This is a genomic window from Pedococcus sp. P2_D9 (genome assembly GCF_056404275.1).
This window is the reverse complement of sequence record NZ_JBFUEI010000007.1, coordinates 138,473-163,888: the sequence shown is the minus strand read 5'-3', so window position 1 is coordinate 163,888 and position 25,416 is coordinate 138,473. Positions and strand designations below refer to the sequence as shown.

The 25,416-nt window shown below is 70.2% G+C and carries 13 protein-coding genes; 5 read left to right on the top strand and 8 right to left on the bottom strand.

Annotated elements, in window-relative coordinates; all coding sequences use genetic code 11:
- Nucleotides 1-2: 2 nt before the first annotated feature.
- From AC1DXJ_RS13120 to AC1DXJ_RS13110, 3 genes are all read right to left on the bottom strand, one after another.
- Entirely contained in the window at nt 3-434 is a 432-nt protein-coding gene (locus AC1DXJ_RS13120) for an SRPBCC family protein (RefSeq protein WP_477632616.1), read from the bottom strand.
- Nucleotides 435-592: 158 nt separating this feature from the next.
- Entirely contained in the window at nt 593-1,789 is a 1,197-nt protein-coding gene (locus AC1DXJ_RS13115) for a luciferase domain-containing protein (RefSeq protein WP_477615270.1), read from the bottom strand.
- A 28-nt stretch (nt 1,790-1,817) separates the two neighbouring features.
- On the bottom strand, nt 1,818-2,396 hold the full coding sequence (locus AC1DXJ_RS13110) for an NADPH-dependent F420 reductase (RefSeq protein ID WP_477615269.1): 579 nt from the start codon (nt 2,394-2,396) through the stop codon (nt 1,818-1,820).
- A 93-nt stretch (nt 2,397-2,489) separates the two neighbouring features.
- On the opposite strand from AC1DXJ_RS13110, the gene AC1DXJ_RS13105 reads away from it, so the two are divergent.
- Complete coding sequence (locus AC1DXJ_RS13105) at nt 2,490-3,005, top strand: MarR family winged helix-turn-helix transcriptional regulator (RefSeq protein ID WP_477615268.1); 516 nt, start codon at nt 2,490-2,492, stop codon at nt 3,003-3,005.
- 41 nt (nt 3,006-3,046) lie between these two features.
- On the opposite strand, the gene AC1DXJ_RS13100 is transcribed toward AC1DXJ_RS13105, so the two are convergent.
- The gene (locus tag AC1DXJ_RS13100) at nt 3,047-4,510 is read right to left on the bottom strand and encodes a phospholipase D family protein (RefSeq protein WP_477615267.1); all 1,464 of its coding nucleotides are present in this window, start codon (nt 4,508-4,510) and stop codon (nt 3,047-3,049) included.
- A gap of 48 nt (nt 4,511-4,558) precedes the next feature.
- On the bottom strand, nt 4,559-5,245 hold the full coding sequence (locus AC1DXJ_RS13095) for a hypothetical protein (protein ID WP_477615266.1): 687 nt from the start codon (nt 5,243-5,245) through the stop codon (nt 4,559-4,561).
- Nucleotides 5,246-5,555: 310 nt separating this feature from the next.
- Between AC1DXJ_RS13095 and AC1DXJ_RS13090 the strand changes: the two genes are divergently transcribed.
- Genes AC1DXJ_RS13090 through AC1DXJ_RS13075 form a run of 4 tightly spaced genes read left to right on the top strand, consistent with a single transcriptional unit; the run spans nt 5,556 to nt 9,563 of the window.
- Nucleotides 5,556-6,644, top strand: coding sequence for a glycosyltransferase (locus AC1DXJ_RS13090; RefSeq protein WP_477637152.1), 1,089 nt, complete (start codon nt 5,556-5,558; stop codon nt 6,642-6,644).
- Nucleotides 6,632-7,699 carry a glycosyltransferase gene (locus tag AC1DXJ_RS13085; RefSeq protein WP_477637151.1) on the top strand — a complete coding sequence of 356 codons (1,068 nt, stop codon included), beginning with the start codon at nt 6,632-6,634 and terminating at the stop codon, nt 7,697-7,699. The genes AC1DXJ_RS13090 and AC1DXJ_RS13085 overlap by 13 nt, the downstream gene beginning before the upstream one ends.
- Nucleotides 7,696-8,721, top strand: a complete 1,026-nt coding sequence (locus tag AC1DXJ_RS13080) for a glycosyltransferase (RefSeq protein ID WP_477637150.1) — start codon at nt 7,696-7,698, stop codon at nt 8,719-8,721. Before AC1DXJ_RS13085 ends, AC1DXJ_RS13080 begins: the two co-directional genes overlap by 4 nt.
- Entirely contained in the window at nt 8,718-9,563 is an 846-nt protein-coding gene (locus AC1DXJ_RS13075) for a glycosyltransferase family 2 protein (RefSeq protein ID WP_477624401.1), read from the top strand. Before AC1DXJ_RS13080 ends, AC1DXJ_RS13075 begins: the two co-directional genes overlap by 4 nt.
- A 48-nt stretch (nt 9,564-9,611) precedes the next feature.
- On the opposite strand, the gene AC1DXJ_RS13070 is transcribed toward AC1DXJ_RS13075, so the two are convergent.
- From AC1DXJ_RS13070 to AC1DXJ_RS13060, 3 genes are all read right to left on the bottom strand, one after another.
- Entirely contained in the window at nt 9,612-10,034 is a 423-nt protein-coding gene (locus AC1DXJ_RS13070) for a hypothetical protein (RefSeq protein ID WP_477624400.1), read from the bottom strand.
- Between the two features lie 78 nt (nt 10,035-10,112).
- On the bottom strand, nt 10,113-15,059 hold the full coding sequence (locus AC1DXJ_RS13065; RefSeq protein WP_477637149.1) for a beta strand repeat-containing protein: 4,947 nt from the start codon (nt 15,057-15,059) through the stop codon (nt 10,113-10,115).
- Nucleotides 15,056-25,189 carry a beta strand repeat-containing protein gene (locus AC1DXJ_RS13060; RefSeq protein ID WP_477637148.1) on the bottom strand — a complete coding sequence of 3,378 codons (10,134 nt, stop codon included), beginning with the start codon at nt 25,187-25,189 and terminating at the stop codon, nt 15,056-15,058. The genes AC1DXJ_RS13065 and AC1DXJ_RS13060 overlap by 4 nt, the downstream gene beginning before the upstream one ends.
- Between the last annotated feature and the right edge of the window lie 227 nt (nt 25,190-25,416).

Sequence of the window (25,416 nt, the reverse complement as noted above, 5' to 3'; positions counted from 1 at the left end):
ACTCAGGATTCCAGCGCACGGCGGAGGTTCTCGACGAAGACCTTGTTCCGCCTCGGAACCATGAACGCCATCATCGGCGTCACGAGCACCTTCAGGCCCTCGGGGCGCATTTCCACCGTGCGAGTGAACCGCGACCCATCGCCCGCCGCCTCGACCGTGTAGGTGATCCGCGGCCGCAGCCCAGCGAAGTCGGCCCGATACACGACCCGCGTGCCTGGCTCGACCTCGAGAGCCGTAAACGTTCCGTCAGTCTTGCCCAAGAAGGGCTTGAACTTCAGGGGGTAGGTCTTGCCAACGACAGGGACCCGATCGGTCTCTCGAGGAACCGACTCTATGTCGACGTGCCAGCTCGGTTCATTCTGAAGGTCGGCGACGTATCGGAACACCTCTTCGGGCCGGCGGGCGACGACGACGCTCTCCGCTGATGTGACCATCGCTCGTCCTCAGGGCGTCACCAAGCCCTCGGCGCAGCTGGCTCCCTGCGGCGATCGACCGGGACCCCAGTCTATGTCTCAGGGCGTCCGACCAACCCTTCGGCATTGGTCGAGAAGCGGGCGACATGACGGGGATTCGTGTTTCCTGTTTCGATGCTTCAGGACGTTGATTGAGTTGCGAACGCGTGAGCCGCGGTCGTGATGGCCACGACGGTGTCGAGCTCTTCGGCGTCGCGGGGTCCGAAGAGCATGACGAAGCCAGGTGCGAGCCGGGTCCCGGCCCATGGGTGCGGCTGGCCCCACCCTCGGGCGACCAGGTCGGCCGCCAGTGGTGCCGGCAGGGCAAGGTGGAGTGAGCCGTCGTAGCCCGGGTGGAGGTGAGCGAACTCCCCCACCTGGGGAACGAGGAACGCGTCCTCAGGTCCGCTCCCGGCGGCGACGAGGAAGGCGCGAGCGCCGGGCACCGAGATGTGGGACGCAGCGGTCGAGACACCTGTCAGACCACCGATCCGCTCGAACAGCTGCTGCTGCAGCTCTGCTGGTGCGTTCTGCGTCAGCTGCTGTTGGGGGATGGCCCACGACACCTGCGGTCGCGATCCGCGTCGATGCGGCAACACCCCACCCGGCACCGAGGGCCACGTGACCTCCTGCGCCAGCCCGATCGTGACAGGTTGGTGCTGGGCAACGAAGTCAGCCCGGTCGGCGATCCAGCCCGACAGGCTGTGCAGCGTGGCGGCGGTGACCCCGTGGCCGCCAGGGTCTCGCCGGGCAACCGTGGGCGCGCCGGACTCCGTGAGCAGGTACGTCCAGGTGCGCTCGAGCAGCTCACCAGGGATCACCTGGTCGGCATCGCCCTGGGCCACGAACATCGGGAGGTTGGCCAAGCGGCCGGTGTCGACCGGGAGCCCCCCGTCGAACGGCATCGTGCCGTACAGGATCGCGGCCCCCGCGTACCGGGAGGGGTCGGCAAGGACCAGGCCGCCGGCAAACGCAGCGCCGCCGCTGAACCCGACGAGGAACACCGGCCGCCCGGGGGCTGCCACCTCGTCGAGCCAGCGGGCGAACCAGCGCATCGTCGCCCCGAGGGACTCCGCGACGGGGCGACCGATCCCGCGGTTGGCGAACCACGCGAAGCCGCCACCCTCGGCGATAGGGGCACGCACCGCGGCATACGCCAGGCCGTCGGGCAGGTGCGGAGCCAGCGACAGGATGTCCCGCTCGCTGGATCCCCGTCCGTGCAGCAACACGACAAGCGGCGCGGACGGCTCGGTCCCACCGTAGGTCGCGACGACGGGAGCGCCGAACGCGCCCGTCGCGCCTTCCCCGTCCCTGGAGTGGGTCTGAGAGATGCTCACGGCTGCTCCGATCGACTCGACGTGGTCGTCAGGCGGGGACGACGCCGAAGCCGCCGGTCCAGGCGATCTTCTCGTTGGCTGCCAGGGTGATCTGCAGGAAGCCGATCGCCTCGAGCTCGGTGGCCCGCGACAGCGACCCCGCGTCGATGGCCTTGAGGCCACCGGAGGTGACGACGCCGGCCAGGGCCGACTTCGCGTCCGCATCGTCGCCGGCGATCAGCACGGTGGTGGTGAGCTCACCCACCGTGCCTGCCGCCAGCGTGGCGGCGAACGTGGTGTTGAACGCCTTGACGACGCGAGACTGCGGCAGCGCGCCGGCGATCTCCGCGGTGGCGGAGCTGTCCGCGGGGACCGTAAGGGAGTCGAAGGTCTCGAAGTTGAGCGGGTTGGTGATGTCGACGACCACCTTGCCGGCCAGGCTGTCGCCGCGCTCGGCGATCACGCTGCTCACGGCCGGATAGGGAACAGCCAGTACGACGATGTCGCCGGTGACCTGCGTCGCGGCGTCGTCCTGGCCGAGCAGCTGGACCGAGTGTCCGCCGCGTCCGGCCACGGCCGCGATCGCCTGGCCCATGTTGCCGGTACCGATGATGGAGAGGTGTGCCATTTGGTGCTCCTGGGTCGATGGTGATTGGTTGATGCTTCAAGTAACACCCTACACCGTTTAGTTGTTCCTTCAAGTATTCGCTATCGTGGACCCATGGAACCGAGATGGCTGGACGAGGGCGAACGGGCGGCCTGGCTGCGGCTCATCGCGGTGACGGAGCTCCTGCCGAGCGCCTTGGACGCGCAGCTGCGGCGGGACGCCCAGCTCACCCACTTCGACTACTTCGTCCTCGCGATGCTCTCCGAGGCGCCGGACCGCACGCTGCGGATGAGCGCACTCGCTCAGCGCACCAACGCCACCCTCCCCCGCCTGTCCCACGTCGTCCGACGACTCGAGGAACGCAACCTCGTCGAGCGCTTCCCCTGCCCCGAGGACAAGAGGGCCACCAACGCCCGACTCACCCCGACCGGCTGGGAGAAGGTGGTGGCGGCCGCACCCGGGCACGTGACGGCGGTGCGCCGTCACGTCTTCGACGCCTTGGAACCCGCCCAGGTCGAGCAGCTCAGGCAGATCTGCGACGCCATGTTGACCACCCTCGATCCCGACGGGCTGATGAGCCGGCTGTTCACCGGGCACACCTCGGGTTCGGGCCGGTCAGCGGGCGGGTAGCACCCGACAGGTCGCCGACGACCACCCGCCGAGGCCGGACCTCAGAACGTGTCGGTGCGGCGCAGGCCCCGTGGTCGTCCATCGGGGTCGAACAGGATCCGGTATGCCGGGTCGGCCCACAGTCGGACAGCGCGGCGTACCGGCGCGAGGGCGTGGGGCCGGATGCGGGCGGCTGGCTCCTGGGCACGCTCCGCCCACAGGCCCGTGGCGTGATCCAGGTCGAGGAGTCGAGGGTCCTCCGGCGGCAGTCCGAGGTGCTCAGCCCACAGGGTCGCGCGGAGCTCGCCCGGCAGGCGGCCTTCCGGGTCGACCACGGCGCAGGTGACCTCGGAGTCGTGGGTCCAGGAGCGCAGGTTCAGGTTGTCGGACCCGCAGGTCATCCACTCGTCGTCGACGATGCAGACCTTCGCGTGGACGTAGACCGGTGTGCCGGCGGCGTTCTGTAGGTCGTACATGGCGAAACGTGCCCCGCCTGCCGCGTGCAGCAGGTCCCTCGCCAGCTGCTGGCCCCGGCGCATCGGTGTGCCGCTCATCGCGCTGTCCTCTTCGGGGAACCGCGGGACCACGGCGATGACCTGTAGTGCGGGTTCCCGGCGGAGTGCCTCCGCGAGCGTGCCCGTCACGGCCTCGGACCAGAAGTACTGGTCCTCGATGTAGACCAGCCGCTGCGCGCGGGCGAAGGCATGTTCGTACGCCTTGGCGATCGTTCTCTCCCCGTGCGGGGCGAAGGGAAACGGCGGTCGCTTCGCGGGATACGTGCGCAGGATCTGCACCAGGTGGGGACCGCGCGCTGGTGGAGGGTCCCAGCGTTCCGGCAAGGGCTCTGGATGCCTCGGCACCCGGGACGCGATGTTGACCAGCGCGCGGTACGGGTTGCGGTGATCCAGCGGTGTGGGGTCGTCCCAGCGCTCGGAGAAGACATCGAGGACGTGGCTGACGGCCGGACCGCGGATCTCCATGGTGGCGTCGTGCCAGGGCGGGTTCGGGCCGTAGCGTTCGTCCAGCGGCGCCGCCTGCGGATCTCCGAGGTGCTCGGCGTCGTCCCGCCGACCGTGGCAGAGGTCGATCCCGCCGACGAAAGCCACGTCCTCGTGCGGGCGACCCTGCCGCCGCACTACCAGCAGCTTCTGGTGGTGCGACCCGCCACGGCGCACGCGCTCGTCGAAGAGCGCTTCGCCACCCGCCTCGTTGATGACCGCGCCGAGATGGCGGTTCTCCTGCTCGTTGAAGCGCAGGTTGTCGCTGTGCGAGCGCCACAGCAGGCAACGGACCTCGACACCCCGACCCATGGCGTCGACCAACAGGGCGCCGATGGTCGGACCGCCTTCAGCGAGCAGCTCGTCGGCGTCGCCTCGCCAGTCCGTGAAGAAGATCCGGTCCCCTTCGAGCGTGGCTCCCACGACCTGGATCAGGCGCGCGAAGTACTCGGCGCCGTGCACGTGTGGAACCACGAGGTTTCCCGCAGTCCACGGGCGATCTCGCTGCGGGAGGAACCAGTCGCTCATCCCTACAGGCTGCCAGTCGGACGCCTTGACTCGTCGAACGGACGTCCGTCACGCCTCGAGGTCGACTCGGTCGACCCTCCGGTGGAATCGCATCCCTGCGACGCCCCCGGCGATGGCACCCACCAGGCTGGTGACAGCGGCGAGAACGAGCGCGATGACACCGGCGGTGTTGAGGTCCGAGGTGCTGATCGGGAGCCGGGGGAAGCTGTTGAGCTGACCGAGCACGTCGTACTTGCTGCCCGCGGCGACTCCGACGATGGCCACGACCACCGCGACCACCAGGGCCCAGACCCACACGGCCACACCCTGTTTGGCACCGTTGAACCGCGCCATGCGACCGGCGACGTATCCGCCGCAGTAGTAGCTCACCAGGAGAATCACGGCGAGGGCGATCGCACCCACGATGCCCACCGTCGTCGCGTCGGCGGATGCTTGGTCGACCGCCTCGGTGGCGTCGGTCCCGGTGCTCAGCCCGACTGCCGTACCTGCGGCAGCCAGCACCGCGGTGAGGACGACCGCCATGCCCATGGCGGTGAGCCAGCCGAAGAAGGCGGAGCCGACCTTCACGCCTCCGAACCGTTCGGCTTGGGCTGCAGCCCGCCTCTCGTCATAGCCAGCACGCCCGTCCTCGACATAGGTCGCGCGCCCGCCCTCGGCATCGCCGGCTCGGTCGTGGCGGTCTGCCACCAGTGCTTCGTCCTGGTCATGATCGCGGGACTCGTGTGTGCTCTTCATGTTCGCCTCCTTGTGGGGCCCGGACCCGGATGATCTGACCCGGGCGCGAGCGGATGCTCCGTCGTGGGTGCCCGGGTACCGGTTGGTGCGGGCCTCCACGGCGTACTTCCATTCTTGCCCGCGGAAGCATCAGATGAAACGGTGTCGGCTGGCCGGGACGACCACTGGTCCCTCTTCGGACGGGACCTCGCCCTTGACGGCCACAGGGGTTATGTTGGGCAAGAACATCCAGAGCCGGTCAAGCAACGAGCCAGCTGCCCACGTCGGGTTTGCCGCTGGCGCGCTCGACGCCCCTTCCCAAAGGTGAGCCTTGAGCATCGTTGTCGCCTCCATCCCCTCCGGCCACGTCTACGTCAGACACCTCTCCCCGCCGACTGCCTCGGGCCAGGACGCGGTCGTGCGCATGCCCGACCCCCCATCGGGACCGTCGCCGGACTCTCCGTGGTGGCCCCCGCAGATGCTCAGGTCCGACTGGGTCACCCGCCACGCTGCCGACTTCGACGTCATGCACGTCCATTTCGGCTTCGACGCGATCGCGCCGGAGGACCTCGAGGACCTCACCAGAACCCTGCGTCGGCACGACAAGCCGCTCGTGTTGACCGTGCACGACCTTCGCAACCCGCACCACCGCACGGCAGGACTGCACGACGACCAGCTGGGGGTGCTGGTGTCCTCGGCCGATGCGGTCATCACCCTCACGCACGGGGCCGCCTCGGTGATCCGCCGTCGTTGGGGACGGGAGGCGATCGTCCTCCCCCACCCGCACGTGGTCCCGGACCAGTGGCTGGGTCGCCCCCGTCCGGACCGCGACGACTTCGTGGTCGGGCTGCACGTCAAGAGCCTGCGCGCCAACATGGACCCGCTGCCGCTCGTCGACGCGCTTGTCGCCGCCCTCCCCGGTATGCCGGGTGCCCGGCTTCGCGTCGACGCCCACACCGACGTCATGACAGCGGGGTTCGAGCGCCATGACGGTGAGCTCGCCCACCACCTGACCTCGCTGGGTCAACGCGGGCTGATCCAGCTCGAGGTTCACGACTACTTCTCCGACCACGAGCTGTGGAGCTACCTGCACGGTCTGGATGTCTCGGTGCTGCCCTACCGCTTCGGCTCCCACTCGGGCTGGTTGGAGGCGTGTCACGACCTCGGCACGTGGGTCGCGGTCCCGGACTGCGGGTTCTACGCCGAGCAGCACCCGTGCCTCACCTATGCCGCGTCCGGACCCGAGCGTGCCGCGTCCCTCGTCGAGGCGGTGCGCACCGCACACACCCGTTGGCTGACCGGGGAGGTCGCCCCGCGCGCTGAGCTGGCGCAACGGCAAACCGAACGCCTGTCCCTCGCCCGCTCCCACGAGGAGCTCTACGCGGACGTCCTGGAACGCAGGCTCTCATGCACGTCGTGATACTCGCCGCGGCCCGTCACCCCCTTCGGCAGCCGTTCGCCGGCGGCTTGGAGTCGCTCACCTGGGCCCTGGTCCGGGGCCTGCGCGAACGCGATGTCGACGTGACACTGTTCGCGGGCCCGGGAAGCGATCCGGCCCTGGATGCCCGGGAGCTGACGGTGGCACCCTTCCACCTGAGTGACGTGGCCCGGAGCGATGCCTCGATGCCGCCCGAGCCGTGGCTTCGTGAGCACCACGCCTACCTCCAGGTGATGCTCGAGCTCAGGGATCGTCTCGATGTGGACGTCATCCACAACAACAGCCTTCACTTCCTCCCACTGGCGCTCGCGCAAGCCTGCGCTGCGCCGATGCTCACCACGTTGCACACACCCCCGACTCCGTGGCTGGAGCCGACCATTGCCCTGATGGACCAGACGCGCAGCACCTTCGTCGCGGTCAGCACCCACACCGCGCGCCAGTGGGAGCACGTGGCCCACGCCGAGGTCGTCCACAACGGCGTGGACACAGCGGCGTGGACTCCGGGCCGCGGCGGCGACGACCTCGTGTGGGTGGGTCGGGTCGTCCCCGAGAAGGCGCCGCACCAGGCGATTCGCGTCGCCACGGCCAGCGGGCGAAAGATCCGGCTAGCCGGTCCTGTCGGGAACGCGGAGTACTTCCGCTCCGAGGTGCAGCCGCTCCTCGGGCCGCGTGCCGAGTACCTGGGCCACCTCGACGCGGCCGCCCTGCGCGACGTGGTCGGGTCGAGCGCGGCCATGGTCGTCACGCCTGAGTGGGACGAACCGTACGGACTGGTCGCCGCCGAGTCCCTCGCCTGCGGCACCCCCGTCGTCGGGTTCCGCCGCGGCGGGCTGCCGGAGTTCGTCGTCGACGAGTGCGGCGCCCTCGTCGCGCCCGGTGACGTCGCGGCAGCGGCCGCGGAGGTCGACCGCGTCTGCGCCATGGATCGTCAGGGTTGCCGTGACCACGCCGTGTCCCACTGCTCCCTCGACGTCATGGTCGACGCATACCTGGCCCACTACCTCGATCTCGCCACGAGACTGGGGAGGGCCGCGTGATCGGCTACTACGCCCACCACCAGGGCGCCGGCCACATCACACGGATGCTGAGCATCGCGGCCGAGATGGACGAGCCGGTCTGGGGCCTGAGCTCCTCCCCCGCTCCCGCCGGCTGGGCCTCGGGCTGGACCCAGCTGGCCCGTGACGACGACCCCGACGCGGCGCAGCTCGCGCGGGACTGCGACGCGACCGCGCACGGCGTCCTGCACTGGGTGCCCCGCGGACATGAAGGTCTGGCCCGTCGGTCGGCCCAGGTCACGGCTTGGGCCGTCCACGAACGGCCACGGGCGCTCGTGGTCGACGTCTCGGTGGAGATTGCGTTGCTCGCGCGACTCTGTGGGATTCCGACGGTGGTCGTGGCCATGCCGGGACACAGGCGCGACCGGGCACACCGGCTCGCCTACGACACGGCCGACGCCCTCCTGGCGCCGTGGCCGCAGGGTGCTCACGACCACGACTGGCCCTGCGGGTGGACCGACAAGGCGTACTTCGTGGGAGCCATTTCCAGGTTCGACCACCTCGGTGCTGCGTCACCGGCTCCCGCGCACCGAGCCACTGCAGGAAGGACCGTGCTCGTGCTCTGGGGGGCTGGCGGCCGGACCACCACGCGGTCCGAGCTGGAGGCGGCGCGAGCAGCCACTCCCTCATGGACGTGGGTCGAGCGTGCGCCAGGGGTCTCGTCGACGAACCAGCTCTGGGACGACCTTCGGCGAGCCGACGTCGTGGTGACCCATGCCGGGCAGAACGCGGTGGCCGAGGTCGCCGCCGCCCGTCGACCGGCCGTCGTCGTGGCCCAGGCGCGACCCTTCGATGAGCAGGTCGCGACTGCACGTCGGCTCGACGAGTGGGGGATCGCTGTGGGACGCCCCACCTGGCCGAGGGCCGAGCGCTGGCCGGCCGTGCTCGAGCGTGCCCTTCACCTGGGTGGGGACGGTTGGGAACGCTGGTCCACCGGGCGAGGCGCGAGGGACGCCGCGGCGGCCCTGCTCAACGTGGGAGTCCGGGCAGGCGTCAGCTCGTGACCGAGGCAAGGGCTGCCGTCGTCACGATTGCGCACGGGCGCCACGAGCACCTGCGCGGCCAGGCGTGGGGACTCCTCCGTCAGACCCGCACCGCCGACCTCTACGTTGTCGTGGCGATGGGTGATCCCGAGATCGCCACGGTCGCCCGCGAGCAGCATCCTGACGTGGTTGTGCTGGACGTCGCGCCGGTCGACTCCGAGCTGCCCCTCGCCGCGGCCCGGAACGCCGGAGCCCGTGCGGCGATCCACGAGGGCGCTGAGGTGCTCATCTTCCTCGACGTCGACTGCATCCCGGACTCGACCACCGTCGCGCGTTACGCCGGCGTGGTGTCGACCCTGTGCCGGGCAACACCCGTGGTCGCCTGCGGGGAAGTGCGCTACCTACCGCCCGTTGGCCACCCATCTGAGTACCGCGTTCCCGGACTGGGTGACACTGCTCAACCGCATTCCGCACGCCCCTCTCCGGCCCCCGACGCCGTGCTCGTCGCCGAGGACGCACGCCTCTTCTGGTCGCTGTCCTTTGCCATGTCCACTCGCGACTGGCTGGCCCTCGACGGCTTCGACGAGGCCTACGTCGGGTACGGCGCTGAGGACACCGACTTCGGCCAACGCCTGACGGCAGCCCAGGGTGACCTGCTCTGGGTCGGCGGCACCGCGGCGTACCACCAGCACCACCCGACGCACACTCCGCCCGTGCAGCACCTGCACTCGATCGTGCGCAACGCCAACGTCTTTCATGACCGTTGGGGGTGGTACCCCATGGAGGGATGGCTGGCTGAGTTCGCGGGCCGGGGCCTGGCAGAACGGGACCACTCCACGGGGCAGTGGTCCGTCAGCCGGTGAGCGAGCGCGCCCACGCCTGTTTGGCCTCGAGTCAAGCAGTCGTGCGACTCAGGCGGGTGCCTTGGTGGCGCTGGGCACGCAGGACACACCCTTGTTGCTTCCCTTGTAGAACTTGTCCGCCTTGACGGTGGCGGACTCTCCGGGAGCCAGCGTCCGGGTGATCTGCTTGGAACCGAGGACGGTGCCGCCGTCGGTCTTGGCGACGGCCACCATCACGGTGTAGATCACCTTCGCCTTTCCAGCGTTGGTGAGCTCGCCCGAGAAGGACCAGGCGCCTGCTGCGTACGTGCACGTGGCGTCATGCAGGTCCTTGATCGCTCCGGCGGGCTGGGTCTTGGGTGGCGAAGCGGTCACGGTGGCCGGCGGGTTGGGGTTCGGGGTGTCGGTCCCCTTCTCCCCCTGGCAGCCCGCAGCCGCCAGCAGCACGGTGCCGAGGACCGCACACTTCATCACGATGGAAGGCGAACGCATACGTCAAATCTCCTTGGGCTGTCTGTCAGTTGCTTGCTGTGCCTGGTTGCTTGCCGTGTCTGTTGCTCGCGAGGCCTGTTACCCGCGGTGTCTGCCGGCAGCGGCGGCCGGGTGGCCGTCAGCACGGCGGCGCCCGAGCAGGAGCAGGAATCCGAGCACGAGCAAGGCGAGCGCAGCTCCCAGCATGGTGAAAGCGTTGCTTCCCGTGAAGGCCAGACCGTCCGGAAGCGGGCTCGGGTCGTCTCGAAACTCCAGCCCAGGTGGACCGGCGGGCGGATCGGCCGGCGTCGTGACCGCATCGGCATCCCGGACGACCTGCCCACCCGGCCCCTCACCGGTGGCGGTGGCGACGTTGCGCACCTGACCGGCGGCCACTTCGCTGGCCGTCACCCGGTGGCTCGTCACCAGCTCGGTGCAAGCCACCGACTCACCCGGCGCGACCGGTCCACGCGCGCAGAGCGCATCGTCGATGCCCAGCATGGCGTCGGTGATCCGGATCGACGTCAATGTGACGGACCCGGAGTTCGTGACGGTGAGTCCGTAGTCGATCGTCTCACCGGCGTCGGCCGCGCCGTTGCCGTCGCGGTCGTTGAGGGTCGCCGTCTTCCGCAGCGTGATGGCGCTCGGGCCGGCGGTCTGGAACGAGACCGAGCCATCGGCCGTCACGCTGCTTCCACCGGGGCCGCGACCCGTGACGGTGGCTGCGTTCTCCACGTGACCGGCGTCGAGGTCGGCCTGGGTCAGTGCGTAGGCCGGAGCGGCGCAGGTGCGCGAGGCGCCCGGAGCCAGGGGTCCGGAACCACACGGCATACCGGCCAGGGCCAGCTTTGCGTCGGTCACGGTCACCGGTTCCAGGGTGGTGGTCCCCCTGTTGGTGACGGTGAACGAGTAGGTGACCGAGTCGCCGACGTCCGTGCCGTTGTCGTCGAGGTCGGCGACGGCGCTGGCGGACTTCACCAGCCCGATCGCGCTGACCGGGGTCAGCGTGACCGCGGCCGTGTCGGTGACCGAGGGCAACGAGCCCTGCGGGCCGGTCGCCACGAGCGTCGCCGTGTTGTCCACGCGACCCCGGTCGATGTCCGCCTGCGTGAGGAGGTATGCCGCGGCCGTGCACGTCATCGACGTGTGGGCTGCGGGCGTCGTCGACGGGCAGGTGACGGTGCCCAGCTTGGGGTCGGTCACCTGCACCCCGGTCAGGGTGAGGTTGGAGGTGTTCGCCACGACGAAGGAGTAGGTGACGGTGTCGCCGGCGTCCTGCCCGTTGTGGTCGACATCGACCACGGCGCCTGCCGACTTGTCGATCGTCATCGTGGCGAGGTTGGTCAGGGGTGTCCGGGTCGTCGACTCGTCCGTCGGATCCGTGCCGGTGCGGGCGTCTCCGGTAGCGGTGGCGGTGTTGACCACCTGCCCGGCGTCGATGTCGCCCTGGGTGAGGACATGCACCGGGGCCTCGCAGGTCGCCGAGTCGCCCGGCGCCAGTGACGCCACGCACGGCACGTCGACCAGCCCGAGCATCGGGTCGTCGATCGTGACCGGTGCAAGGGTCTGCGCGCCGGTGTTCTCGACGAGGAAGTCGAAGGTCATGGTGTCGCCGGAGTCGGCACCGTTGCCGTCGACGTCGACGATGGCCGACGAGTGCTTGGTCAGCTCGATCGAGGCCGCCGGGGCGAACGACACGGTCGCCGAGTCGTCGCCGCGTACCGGCGCCGCCCCGCCCGGGGGTGTCCCCGTGACGACAGCAGTATTGTCCACGCGGCCGGCGTCGACGTCAGCCTGGGTGAGCGGGTGGACCGCCGTGCAGTCGGCGCTCTCGCCCGGGGCGAGGGACCGGGCGCAGGTCAGGCCGACCAGCCCCAGCTTGGCGTCGTCAAGGCTCAAGGGGCTCAACGTCTGCGAGCCGTCGTTGGTGACGGTGAAGGTGTAGGTCACGGTGTCACCAGCATCCACGACAGTCGGCAGGGCTCCTCCGGAAACCGTCGGGGCTGCGCCCGACTTCGCCAGCGAGACCGCGTTGTGCGGCGTGATCGGGACGACCTCGGAGTCGGTCGCGCCAACCGGGTCGCCATCCGGGTTCGTGGCGCTGACCGAGGCCGTGTTGTCCACCCGCCCAGCGTCGACGTCAGCCTGCGTGAGGACGTACCGGGCCGCCGTGCAGGTCATCGACGCGCGCGGGGCGAGGGAGTCCTGCGGGCAGGTCACCCGGCCCACCTTCGGGTCGGTGACCTCGAGCGCCTCGAGGGTGACGTTGGAGGTGTTGGTGACCCGGAACGTGTAGGTCACGGTGTCACCTGCGTCGGTCACGGTGGTCAGGGCACCCGCGCCGGTGCTCGGCGCACCCGCCGTCTTGAGGAGCGCGATGGTCGCGAGGTTGTCCACGTCCACGGTGGCGGTCGACGTATCGGTCGGGTCCGTGCCCACCGGGGCGTCGCCGGTCGCGGTGGCGACGTTGACGACGGCACCGGAGTCCACGTCGGCCTGCGTGAGCACATAGGGCGCGGGCCCGTCACAGGTGGCTGTGCGGCCGGGAGCCAGCGAAGCCACACAGGTGAAGGCGGGGCCGCCGAGGCGGCTGTCCGTGATGGTCACCGGAGCCAGCGTGGTGCTGCCGCCGTTGGTGACGGAGAAGCTGTAGTCCACCGTGTCACCCAGGTCAGGGCCGTTGCGGTCGAGGTCATGGACTGCCGAAGCCGTCTTGGTCAGCGACAGGGCATTGGTCGGGGTCAGGTCGACCCGTGCGAGGTCCGTGTAGCTGACGGGTGCGCCGGTCGGCGGGGTGCCCGACACCGATGCGAGGTTGTCCACCCTGCCCGCGTCGATGTCCGACTGGAGCAGCGGGTAGCTGAAGGCGCAGGTGGCGCTGGCTCCGGGAGCCAGGCTGCTGCCGCCGTCGCAGACCACCGAGTCGAGGCCGAGCTTGGCGTCGGTGACGCGCACCGGGTCGAGGGTGACGTTGCCCGTGTTGGTGACGAGCAGCGTGTAGACGACCGTGTCTCCCGCATCGGTCACGGTGTCGAGGCGACCCTTGGCGACCGTCGGCCTCCCGGCGGTCTTCTCGATCGTCACGGAGGGGTCGCTCGCGACCGTCGTGACGGCGGTGTCCGTGCCGGTGGCCGGCGGGTCGCTCGGGTTCGGCGGGACCGCGGTGGCGGTCGCCGTGTTGATGATGCCTCCGTCGTCGACCTCGTCCTGGGTGAGGGCGTGCACCGCGGTGCAGGTGGTCGCCTCCCCGGGCGCCAGCGTGGCCACGCACTGCAAGGCCGCCAGGTTCAGCGCCGGGTCGGAGATCGAGACGATCGTCAGCGTCGTGTTGCCGGTGTTGGTCACCAGGAACGTGTAGGTGATCGTGTCACCCAGGTCACCCGCCCCGTTGACCGGGACATCCGTGTCGGTGACCGCACCGGCCTGCTTGTCCAGGGACAGCGAGCTCGCGGCCGGTACCAGCACGACGGCAGTGTCGCCGCCGCTCACGGTGGCGCGGTCGGGGTCCGTGGCCGTGGCGGTCGCAGTGTTGTCGACCCGACCGGCGTCGACGTCGACCTGGGTCAGGACGTAGGGCGCCGCCGTGCAGGTGGTCGAGGTGTGCGGTGCCAGCGTCGTGTCAGTGCAGGTGACGGCGCCGAGCAGGGGGTCGCTCACCGCAACGTCGGTCAGGGTCACGTTGGAGACATTGGTGACGGTGAAGGTGTACCGCACCGTGTCGCCGGCGTCGGTCACCGTGGCCAGCCGCCCGGCCGCAACGGTCGGGGCTCCCGCCACCTTGTCCAGCACCAGTGACGCGAGGTTCCTGACGTCCACCGTGGCGTCGTCGGTCGCCGTCGGGTCCGTGCCGGTCCCGGCACCGCCGGTGGCGGTGGCCGTGTTGAGCACCTCGCCGTTGTCGACGTCCTGCTGCGTGAGCAGGTATGCCGCCGGAGCCGGGCACGTGGTGCTGGCGCCGGGCGCGAGCGACGTGGTGCAGACGTAGTCCACGAGGCCGAGCTTGGCGTCGGTGATGGTGACCGGGGCCAGCACCCCGGAGCCGTCGTTGGTGACGGTGAACGTGTAGTCCACCGTGTCACCGACATCGGGGCCGTTGCCGTCGACGTCGACCACCTGGGACGCGGACTTCACCAGCGACAGGGCGTTGCGCGCCACGATTGCCACGTGCACCGAGTCGCTGTGGGTGACGGGCGCGCCGGTGGGCGGGTTGCCACTGGCCGAGGCCGTGTTGTCGACACCGGCGGCGTCGATGTCCGGCTGGCCCAGGGTGTACGTGAAGCTGCAGCTGGCCGAGGCACCCGGCGCCAGCGAGGTCACGCCGGCGCAGACCGCAGTGGACAGCCCGAGCTTCTCGTCGGTCACCGTGACCGAGCTCAGTGACACGCTGCCGGTGTTGGTGACCACGAGGGTGTAGTCAACTGTGTCTCCCGCGTCGGTGACGGTGCCGAGGCGGCCGGCAGCCACGGTCGGCGTGCCTGCGGTCTTGTCGATCCTGATCGACGGGCTCGGGGCGATGACCACGGAGTCGTCGTCGGTGTCGGTGACGGGCGAGACGCTCGCACCCGGCGGCATACCACTGGCTGTCGCGGTGTTGTCGACGCGACCGGCGTCGACGTCGCCCTGGGTCAGGACGTACGTCGCCGTGCACTCGGCCGTCGCACCGGGTGCCAGAGCGGTGACACAGGTCAGAGCGGTGACGCCGATGCGGGCATCGGCGATCGTCACCGGGCTCAGCGTCTGCGAGCCGGTGTTCGTCACGGTGAAGGTGTACGTCACCGAGTCACCCGCATCGGTGGTCGTGGCAAGACGGCCGGCCGAGGTGGTCGGTGCAGCACCGGACTTGTCCAGGCGCAGGCCGCCCTGCGGGGTGATCGTGACGGCCGCGTCGTCCGCGTCGTTCACCGGCTTGTCGCCGGGCGCCAGGGCAGCCACCGTCGYGTGGTTGTCCACCCGACCGGCATCGATGTCGGCCTGGGTCAGCCGGTAGGGAGCGGCGGTGCAGTCCATGGAGGCGTGCGACGCCAGGGTCGAAGCCGGGCAGGTCACGTCCCGACCAGGGCGTCGGTGACCTCGACCGAGGTCAGCGTGACGTTGGACGTGTTCGTCACCGTGAAGGCGTACCTGACGGTGTCGCCCGCATCGGTGACGGTGGGCAGGGTGCCGGCGGAGACCGTCGGGGTGCCGGCCGTCTTGGTCAGCACGACCGAGCCGACGTTGGTCAGCTGAGTCGTCGTCGAGGACTGGTCGCTCGGGTCGGTGCCGACCGGGGAGTCACCGGTCGCGGTGGCGAGGTTGGTCGCGGTACCGGCGTCGATGTCGGCCTGGGTGAGCACGTAGGCCGCGGGGGCCGGACACGTTGCGGTGGCACCGGGGGCCAAGGTCGCGACGCACTCGAGATCGGTGAGCCCCAGCCGCGGGTCGGTGATCGTCACCGGCGACAGCGTCGTCGAGCCGTCGTTGGTGACGGTGAACGAGTAGTCGATGGTGTCACCGGCGTCGGCGCCGTTGCCGTCGAGGTCGTTGATCGCCGAGGCGTTCTTGACCAGCGACAGTGCCGGGGCGGGCGTCAGCGGGACCGGGACCGTGTCCTGCGGTGTGATGGCCGGGCCCGTCGGCGGGGTGCCCGAGGCGACGACGAGGTTGTCGGCATCCGCGACGTCGATGTCGGCCTGGGTCAGCTCGTAGGTGAACGTGCACGTCGCCGCGGACCCGGGAGCCAGCGCCGTGGTGCCATCGCAGGGGACGCCGGACAGCCCGAGCCGCTGGTCGGTGAGGAGCACCGGGTCCAGGGTGACGTTGCCGGTGTTCGCCACGGTGATCGTGTAGACGACGGTGTCACCGGCGTCGGTGGCGGTGGCGAGCCGGCCCGCGGCGACCGTCGGCGTGCCCGCGGTCTTCTGGACGGTGAGGGCAGGCGAGGAGCCGACCGTGACGGTCACCGAGTCGACTGCTGTCACGGGCGGGGTCGAACCCGGCGGCGTCGCCGACGCCGTGGCCCTGTTGGTGAAGCCGCCTGCGTCGACGTCCGCCTGGGTCAGCACGTAGGCGGGCGCGGAGCAGCCACGCACGGCGCCGGGCGCCAAGGGGCCTGAGCCGCACGGCATACCCGGCTGCCCGATCCGGGGGTCCGCGATGGTGACGCTGTCGAGCGTCGTCGCACCGGTGTTGGTCACGGCGAACGAGTAGACGATGGTGTCGCCGGCGTCGAAGCCATTGTCGTCGACATCGGTGGGGGTGCCAGCCGTCTTGTCGAGGGTGATCGAGCTGGCCGGGGTCAGCACGAGGTCCTCGACGTCGGAGGCGGAGACCGGGCCGGCCGGGCTCGAGGCAGCCGCAGAGGCGAGGTTGTCCACTCGCGCGGCGTCGATGTCGGTCTGGGTCAGCGGGTAGCCCGCCGAGGTGCAGGTCATGACCGCACCGGGAGCCAGCGTCGCCGTCGGGCAGGTGACCGCGACCGTGGCCGCGGCCAGCATCGCGTCGCTGACCGTGACGTCGGTCAGGGTGACGTTGGAGGTGTTCTCGACGCGGAAGGTGTAGACGACCGTGTCGCCCGCGTCGGTGACCGTGGGGAGTCGGCCGGCGCTCGTGGTGGGCGTGCCCGCGCTCTTGACGATGTCGATGCCGGTCACGCGGTCGACCAGGCGGGTCTCGTCGTCGGTGTCGGTCGGGTCGGCACCCAGCGGGGCGTCAGCGGTCGCCGTCGCCGTGTTGTCGACCGACCCGGCGTCGACGTCCGCCTGGGTCAGCGCGTAGACCTTCGTCGCCTCGCAGGTCGCCGTGGCACCGGGAGCCAGCGGACCCGCGGTGCAGACCAGACCGGACAGGGCCAGCTTCGGGTCGTCGATGGTGACATCCGTGAGCGTGGTGCTGCCGGTGTTCTGGACCGTGAAGAAGTACTCGATGGTGTCGCCGGGGCTGGTGCGCCTGTCCTGGTCGACGTCGGTGATGCTGCCCGCGGTCTTGGTGAGGATGATCGAGCTGCGCGGGGTGAAGACCACCTGCGCCGGGTCGCTGTCAGACACGGTGCCGTTCGGGCTGGTCGCCTGGGCGGTGGCTGTGTTGTCCACCCGGCCCCTGTCGACATCCTGCTGGGTCAGCGAGTAGGTCGCGGTGCACTCGGTCGACTCGCCGGGAGCGAGCGGCGCGGTGCCACAGACCAGGCCGGTCAGGCCGAGCAGACCGTCGTCGATAGCGACGTTGGAGACCGTGGTGGCGCCGGTGTTCGTGACGGTGAACGTGTATGTCACCGCGTCACCGACGTCGGGGCCGTTGGCATCGGGATCGGTGGGCGCGCCTGCCGTCTTGTCGAGGCTGATCCTGCTGACCGGGGTCAGGACCACGTCGGCCGGGTCGGTCGCCTGGACCGAACCGTTCTGCGGCGTGGTGCCGCGCACCGTGGCGGTGTTGTCGACGCGACCGCGGTCGATGTCGGCCTGGGTCAGCGCGTACGGCGCCGACGAGCAGGTCATCGAGGCGCGCGGCGCGAGGGTCGTGGCCGGGCAGGAGAGGCCCACGCCGGCACCGGCGAGCATCGGGTCCGTGACCACGACGTTCGTGAGGGTGAGGTTCGAGACGTTGGTGACGACGAAGGTGTAGACGACCGTGTCACCGGCGTCCTGGCCGCCCGCGTCGACGTCGCTCACTGCACCAGCGGTCTTGGCCAAGGTCAGCGACGCGAGGTTGGCGACCTGGACGGTCTCGGAGTCGACCGCCGTCGGGTCGGGGCCGGCCGGGGCGTCACCCGTCGCCGTCGCGGTGTTGTCGACCGCGCCGTGGTCCACGTCTGCCTGCGTCAACAGGTAGTCCGAGGGCGCCGCACAGGTGGCCGTGTCGCCGGGGGCGAGGGTCGTCACGCACGGGAGGTCGGTCAGACCCAGCTTGCTGTCGGTGATGGTGACCGGAGCCAGCGTCGTGGTGCCCTGGTTGGTGACGGCAAAGGTGTAGCTGATTCTGTCACCGGCGTCCGGGCCGTTGCCGTCCGCGTCGACCACGGACGAGCCCGACTTGACGAGGCTGATCGCGTTGACCGGGGTGACCGCGACCGTGGCGGTGTCGGTGGCGGTCACGGGGCCGTTGGGCGACGCGGCGCCGGCTTGGGCCTGGTTGTCGATCCGCCCTGCGTCGATGTCGGCCTGGGTCAGCGTGGCCGTCGCCGTGCACTGGACGGAGGCGCCCGGGGCGACCGGTCCGGTGGCGCAGAAGGAGTCGGTCAGGCCGAGCTTCGCGTCGGAGATCCGCACGGTGGTGAGCGAGGTGACGCCGGTGTTGGTGACGACGAACGTGTAGGTGACGGTGTCGCCGGCGTCGGTGGCACTGGCATTGGCCCCGTTCGCGACAGTCGGCGTGCCGGCCTGCTTGTCCAGGACCAGCGAGCTGACCGGGGCGAGCGCGCGGTTGGCCGTCGCCTCGTCGGTGACGACCTTGTCCTGCGGGTCGGTGCCCTCGACGGTGGCGGTGTTGTTGACCGCCCTGAGGTCGATGTCCGCCTGCGTGATCGTGTAGGTCCGCGTGCACGTGACGATCTGGCCGGGGTCGAGGCTGTCGTCGTCACACGTGTAGCCACTCAGGCCGAGCTTGCCGTCGTCGATGCCGACGTCGGTCAGCGTCACGTTGGACGTGTTGGTCACCGTGAACGTGTAGGTGATCGTGTCACCGGCGTCCGTCGAGCCGGGCAGCTGCCCTCCGGCCGTCGTGGGGACGGAGGCGGTCTTGGTCAGCTCGATGGCCGCGACCCGGGTCACTGGTGCGGTGGCGGCGTCCGAGTCCGACGGGTTGGCACCCGCCTTGGCCGTGCCGGTGACCGTTGCCGTGTTGTCGACCTTGCCCGCGTTGATGTCCGACTGGGTCAGCGGGTAGGTCACCGGCGAGGTGCAGGTCAGGCTGGCGCCGGGCGCCAGCGGTCCCTCGGAGCACAGGAAGTTCGACAGCCCGAGCAACCCGTCGGTCAGGACGAGGTGCGTCAAGGTGCTGCCACCGGTGTTCCTGACCGTGAACGAGTAGGTGATCGTGTCACCGGGGCTGGGGCGGAGGTTTCCGTCGACGTCCGTCACGGTGCCCGCGGTCTTGGTCAGCTCCACGGCGTTGGTCGGAGCGACCGGCTTGGTCTCCTGGTCTGTGGCGGACACCGTGCCGCCACCCGGGACGCCACCCGTGGCCGTGGCCGTGTTGTCCACCCGGCCTGCGTCGATGTCCGTCTGCGTCAGGGCGTATGCCGTGCTGGTGCACGTGACGCTCGCACCCGGGGCCAGGCGGCCCGAGGGGCAGGTGACCGTCCCCGCACCCAGCATCGGGTCGGTGACTGCGATGGGGTCGAGTGACGTCGCTCCGGTGTTCGTGACCGTGAACGTGTAGACGATGGTGTCGCCGGCGTTCTGGGTGGTGGAGCTGTCGGCGTCGGTGACCGTGCCCGCCGCCTTCACCAGGGCCAGGCGACTGAGGGGCGCGAAGCCGGCCGTCTCGGTGTCGGCGTTGGTCACGGGGGCGCCGCCGGGCGGCGTGCCCGTCACGGAGGCGGTGTTGTCGACCTTGCGAGCGTCGACATCGGCCTGGGTCAGGACGTAGGGCGTCGGAGCGGCGCACGTCGCGGAGGCACCCGGCGCCAGCGGACCAGCGGTGCACAGGAGGTTGCTGATCCGGAGCAGGGGGTCGGACACGAGCACCTGCGTGAGCGACTGCCGCCCCGTGTTCGTGACCGTGAACGAGTAGGCGATGGTGTCACCCGCGTCGGGGCCGTTGCCGTCGACGTCGTTGACGGCGCTCGCAGTCTTGACCAGGGCGATCGAGTTGACCGGGGTGAACGTCCGGGTGGCCGAGGCGCTGGCCTGGACCACGACATTGCTCGGTGAGGTGCCGCTCACCGTCGCCGTGTTGTCCACGCGTCCGGCATCGACGTCAGCCTGGGTGAGGACGTAGGCCGGGCTCGCGCAGGTGACGCTCTGTCCCGGGTTCAGCGTGGCGGTGGAGCAGACGAGGTCGACCAGGCCGAGCTTGCCGTCGTCGATCGAGACCGAGGTCAGCGGCACGTTCGAGGTGTTGGCCACGGTGAACGTGTAGGTGACCGTGTCCCCCGCGTCCGGGCCGTTGCCGTCCGCGTCCGAGACTGCGCCGGCCGCCTTCGTGAGGGTGATCGACGCGACGTTGGCGATCGAGGTCGACGTGGTGGAGGTGCTGGTCGGCGGCGTCCCGGACGGCGGAGTGGCTGTCGCCGTCGCGGAGTTGTTCACGCCACCGGCGTTCACGTCCGCCTGGGTCAGCGTGTAGACGACCGTCGTCGAGCAGGCAGCGGTGGCGCCGGGGGCCAGCGAGGGCACGCAGGCGGCGTTGGTCAGCCCGAGCCGGGCGTCGTCGAAGCGGACGTTCGTCAAGGTCGTGCTGCCGGTGTTGAGGACCGAGAACGTGAAGGTGATCGTGTCTCCGGCATCGGCACCATTGCCGTCCAGGTCGTTGATGCCGCTCGCCGCCTTGGTCAGCTTCAGCTCGTTGCGTGGCGCGATGGTCACGGTGGCGGTGTCCGTGGCGCTGACCGGGGTGGCGCCGTTCGGCGGCGTCCCCACCGCCGTGGCCGAGTTGGCGACCCGACCGGTGTCCACGTCGGCCTGGGTGATCACGTGGGGAGGGGACGTGCACGTGCGGGTCGCACCGGGGGCGAGCGCGCCCGTGCCGCAGGCGAAGTTCGTCAGGCCGAGCAGGGCATCGTTGACGACGACGTTGCTCAGGGCGGTGTTGCCGGTGTTCTCGACCACGAAGGCGTAGGTGACCGTGTCGCCGGCGTCGGGGCCGTTGCCGTCGGCGTCGACGATCGAGCCGGCCTGCTTGTCGAGGGTGAGGCTGGCCCGCTGGGTCGGCGTCGATGTCGAGGACGTGGCCGTGGGCGAAGGCAGCCCGTTCGGTGGCGTTCCCGTCGCCGTGGCCGTGTTGACCACGCTGCCGGCCGTGACGTCGGCGGCGGTGATTGTGTAGGGACCGGACGGGGAACAGGTGGTCGACTCCCCCGGCGACAGGATGGTGTCGGCACAGACGATCGTGATGCCGGCCGCGGCCAGCTTCGGGTCACTGACGCTGGTCGACGTCAGGTCGAGCGAACCGGTGTTGCGCGCCACGAAGGTGTAGGTCAGTCGGTCCCCGGCGTCGGTGAGGCCGTTGCCGTTGACGTCCTGGTACGACGCGACCGACTTCGTAAGGGTGAGGCCGGTGATCGGGGCGGCCGGCGGGGTCACACAGGCGCTGTTGTCGGTCGTGGTCCCCTGCTCCTGGCCCGAGGCCAGGGCCACCGAGTTGAAGAGCCCGGTGCCGGTGCCGCCACACGCGGCGGCTGCGGCCGAGGACGTGTAGTGGGCGGTGACGGTCACGGCATACGTCTGCGTCGTGGTCCCGGCGATCGCGGTGCCGGCGGGGGCCAGGGCATAGGGCCCGCCACTGCTCGACGAACCGCTCACGGGCCCGCTCCACGTGGTGCCGTCGACGACGAGGTTCGCAGCGAATGCGGGGGTGTCCGTGAGGACGCCGTAGGTGGTCGGCGTCTGGCCGCTGTTGGTGACGCGCACCGTGTAGGTGACCGTGAAACGACCGGTCGTGGGGTCGACGGTGCTGGGCGTGGCGGCCGTCTTGCTCACGTTGAGGCTGGCCGGCGTCGCCACCGGCTGGGTGGCGGTGGCCTGGTTGGACGTGACCGCGGCTCCACCGACAGAGGTCGCGCCGGCAGTCGCCTTGTTGACGACGGTGCCGGCGGTCGCATCGGCCGCGGTGACCGTGTAGGTCTGCGTGGGGGTGCAGGTGGCCGTCGCGCCGGGCGCCATCGGACCCGCGGCGCACGCCAGGTTGGTCACGCCGAGCTTGTCGTCAGTGATCGTGACGGACGACAGGCTGGTGTTGCCGGTGTTGGTGACCGTGAAGGTGTAGCGGATCCGGTCGCCCGGGTCGGTGACGCCGTTGCCGTTCACGTCCGTGACGCCGGCGACCGCCTTCGTCAGCGTCAGGGCCGGGGACTTGGCCACCGTGGTCGAGGTCGAGGACGGGTCGTTGACCTGGGTGCCGCGGACGGTGGTGCCGAGCGCGGTCGCGGTGTTGTTGACCGCACCGGTGTCGACATCGGCCTGGGTCAGCGTGTAGACGACTGAGGTGCAGGTCATCGACGCGCCCGGCGCGAGGGTGGTTTGCGGGCAGGTCACGGTGCCGAGCATCGGGTCGGTGACCGTGATCGAGGTGAGGGTGGCGTTGCCGGCGTTGCGCACGGTGAAGCCGAACGTGATCCGGTCTCCGGCGTCGGGACCGTTGCCGTCGACGTCGGTGACCGCGGTCGCCGTCTTGGTCAGGTCGATCACCGGGACCTCGGCGATCGTCACCGAGGTGGACGAGGGAGGCGACGTCACCGGGGTGCTGAGGTACGGCGGGGTGCCCTGGGCGGTGGCGGTGTTGTTGACCGCACCGGCGTCGACATCGGCCTGTGTCGTCGCGTAGGCGCAGGTGAAGATCCAGGTCTCGCCGTTCTGCAGGATGCCGTCGGCGTTGGTGTCACCCGAGGAGTAGGTCGGGGTGCAGCGGCTGTCGTTGACCTTCGGCGACGTCAGCTGGACCACGCCCGGGTTGGTCACGGCGAAGCGGTAGTTCACCGTCTGTCCTGCGCCGGTGAGGGGGCTCGGGACCGTCGACGAGATCGACTTCGTGAGGGCGATCGCCGGAGTGGGCGGGACCGGTGGCGCGATGCAGGCCGCGTTGTCGGTGGTCGCGCCCTGCTCCTGGCCCGCGGCGAGGGCCACCGAGTTGTACAGCCCGGTGCCGGTCCCCGCGCACGCACTCGCCTGGGTGGCGTTGGAGTAGTGGAAGGTGACCGTGAGGTTGTAGGTGTGAGTGGCACCGACTGCAATGGTCGTCCCAGCGGCGCCGATGGCGAACGGCCCGGTGCCAGTGGCGCTGCCCGTGGCCTGACCGGTCCAGGACGCGCCCGTGACGGCGAGGTTGGGGGCGAAGGCCGGGGTCTCGGCGATGGGACCGTAGGTGCCGGCGGCCGTGCCGGTGTTCGCGACCCGCACGGTGTAGGTCGCGGTGAAGTCCCCTGCGGCGTTCGGGCCCGACACACTGCCGCCGGTCTTGGAGAGGTTGAGGCTCGGGGCGGTCACGGTGACCGTCCACGTGTCGGTGTTGGTGACGGTGGCGCCGGAGAGGGTCCCGATACCGGTCGCCGTGGCCGTGTTGGTCGTGGTGGAGGTCAGGGTCGCGGCGCACGTGAAGACCCACGTCTCCCCCAGCTCGAGGACGTTGTTGCCGTTGACGTCGCCGGTCCTGGTGGCCGGCACCGAGCACTTGTCGTCGGTCAGCGTGACGTTCCTGAGTGGTTCGAGCTGCCCGGTCACCGCGTAGGAGTAGGTCACCGCAACGGGCGAGACGCCCGCGGTGACGTTGGCGGTCTTGTCGACCACGATGCCGGAGCGGCTCAGGGCGACGGGATGGTCCTCGATCTCCCCGCCGACCGCCGGGGTGGTGGGGCTGGGCGTGACGACCGATCCTGGGAAGAGTCGCAGTCGCAGGAAGGACGCGCCGGCCGAGGCCGTGGGTTTGGTCGGCCAGACCAGGGTGGCCGTGGTGGCGCCGGCGGGAACCGAGGTGGTGACCAGCTCGGTGGCCTGGAACGCGCCGTCGGCGTTGAAGTCCACCCACCCGGCGAGCGTGGCCGCTGCCCCAGTCGTGTTGCGCAAGGGCACAGCAAGACTCATGGGGCCGTTCGTGATGAGTGTCGGCGTTCCGCTGACCGCATCCTCGTCGTCGCTACCGGTGGTGTCGTCACCCGTGCCGCCAGCACTCACGGCGGCCGCCGCCTCCATGTCCCGCGAGGAGCCCAGTCCCAGGGTGGGTGTCGTGGGCGCGGCAAGGGTCGAGGACAGGCTGTGCGACGCGGTGGCCGTGCCGTAGCTGGCCGGCGCGTCGCCGAAGTCGGTGTTGAAGAAGGTGACGCTTGCGGCGCTGGGCGGGTTGAGCCCGGACGTGGAGACGTTGCTGGGGCCGTTCGTGTAGGTCGCGGCAGCATTCGACGTGACCTGGACGACGACGGTGCAGCTGGTCTCCCCGCTGGCCAGGTCGCCACCGCTGAGCGCGACCAACTGGGCGCCTGCCACGGCTGTGACCGTGCCGTTGCCACACGTGGTGGTGGCTCCGGCCGGGTTGGCAACCGTCAGCCCCGAGGGCAGCGTGTCCGTGAATGCGAAGTCGTCCTTTCCACCCAGCTCGCTGGTGTTCGTGACGGTGAGGGTGAGGGTGCTGGGTGTACCCACCGGAGCCGAGGTCGGCGAGAACGACTTGTCCAGGGCCGGGGTGGCGTCGAGGAGGCGCAGGTTGTCGAACGCGTGGTCGTTGCCGTCGCCGGTGAGCGTCTGGTTTCGCACCCGGATCTGGAGGGCCGCGAGGGCGGCTGGGGAGAGGAGAACTGCCTTGTCCGAGAAGTACCGACCGGCCCGCACCGCGTTGCCGCCATTCCCCCACGACGTGACGCCCGGCGGGAACGGCGACGTGTACGAACGGGTGGAGCTGTCAGTACAGGCCCGGATGGGGTTGACGTTGATCTTGGTCTCGGTAGCACCGTTGACGAGGTAGAAGTCGAGCCTCGAGTTGTTCGCACCTGCCAGGTAGGTGCACGAGGCCTCGACGACATCGAGGGACATGGTCACGTACCGCGACGACGTCGCAGGAAGGTTGAGCACGGTGCTCTGGAGCTCGATGTCTGCGCCAGCAGCCGCAGCGTTCCTGGTGGTCCACTCGGCCACGGCGTGGTTGGCCTGGGTGGCGGCAGTGGAGCCGTTGGCAGGGCTGGCGTCGGTGCCGCCGACCACGCCTGCATTGAACTGGCCGAGGACGTCCGCGAACCGCCGGATGTTGCTGCGGGAGTCGGCAATGTTGGGCTGGGTGCAGACACCGGTCAGGGGGAAGTTCGTGTTGGCGTACTGGACGAGCACCCCGTTGCAGTTCGCCTGGTCGACGAAGTAGGGGTCGCCGGTGTAGGTCATCCCGCCGGTGCCGGTGTACGCATCGACATCCACGGGGTCCGCGCCGGTGCCGTTCTCGAAGGTCTCGTTGAACAGCAGCACCGGCGCCGCCGGCACACCCGCCGCCGCGAAGGCCGGGGACTGGGTGGCCGAGATCACCGACTGCACGACGAGGCCCAGGGTCGCGACCAGGGCGACGACCACCAGCGACGCGGCACGCCTGCGTGCGCCTGGCGTCCACGCACGGGTCAGGCCGCGGCGATGAGCGCCTGCGCGTGGTCTGCGCGCTGGAGCGCCCGGAGTCGTGCCGCCCGGATCGTTCATTCTGCTGATGCCGCCTTCGAGTCAAGAATCGTGCGGCGCCCATCTGGCCACGGCACGTGGTTATCCCTATGACTGGCAGACTCTTGGGCCCGCTCGTCGTGACGACG

Coding starts and splice junctions, on each gene's coding strand:
- AC1DXJ_RS13120 (WP_477632616.1), bottom strand. CDS start 434: ATGGTCACATCAGCGGAGAGCGTCGTCGTCGCCCGCCGGCCCGAAGAG.
- AC1DXJ_RS13110 (WP_477615269.1), bottom strand. CDS start 2,396: ATGGCACACCTCTCCATCATCGGTACCGGCAACATGGGCCAGGCGATC.
- AC1DXJ_RS13105 (WP_477615268.1), top strand. CDS start 2,490: ATGGAACCGAGATGGCTGGACGAGGGCGAACGGGCGGCCTGGCTGCGG.
- AC1DXJ_RS13100 (WP_477615267.1), bottom strand. CDS start 4,510: ATGAGCGACTGGTTCCTCCCGCAGCGAGATCGCCCGTGGACTGCGGGA.
- AC1DXJ_RS13095 (WP_477615266.1), bottom strand. CDS start 5,245: ATGAAGAGCACACACGAGTCCCGCGATCATGACCAGGACGAAGCACTG.
- AC1DXJ_RS13085 (WP_477637151.1), top strand. CDS start 6,632: ATGCACGTCGTGATACTCGCCGCGGCCCGTCACCCCCTTCGGCAGCCG.
- AC1DXJ_RS13070 (WP_477624400.1), bottom strand. CDS start 10,034: ATGCGTTCGCCTTCCATCGTGATGAAGTGTGCGGTCCTCGGCACCGTG.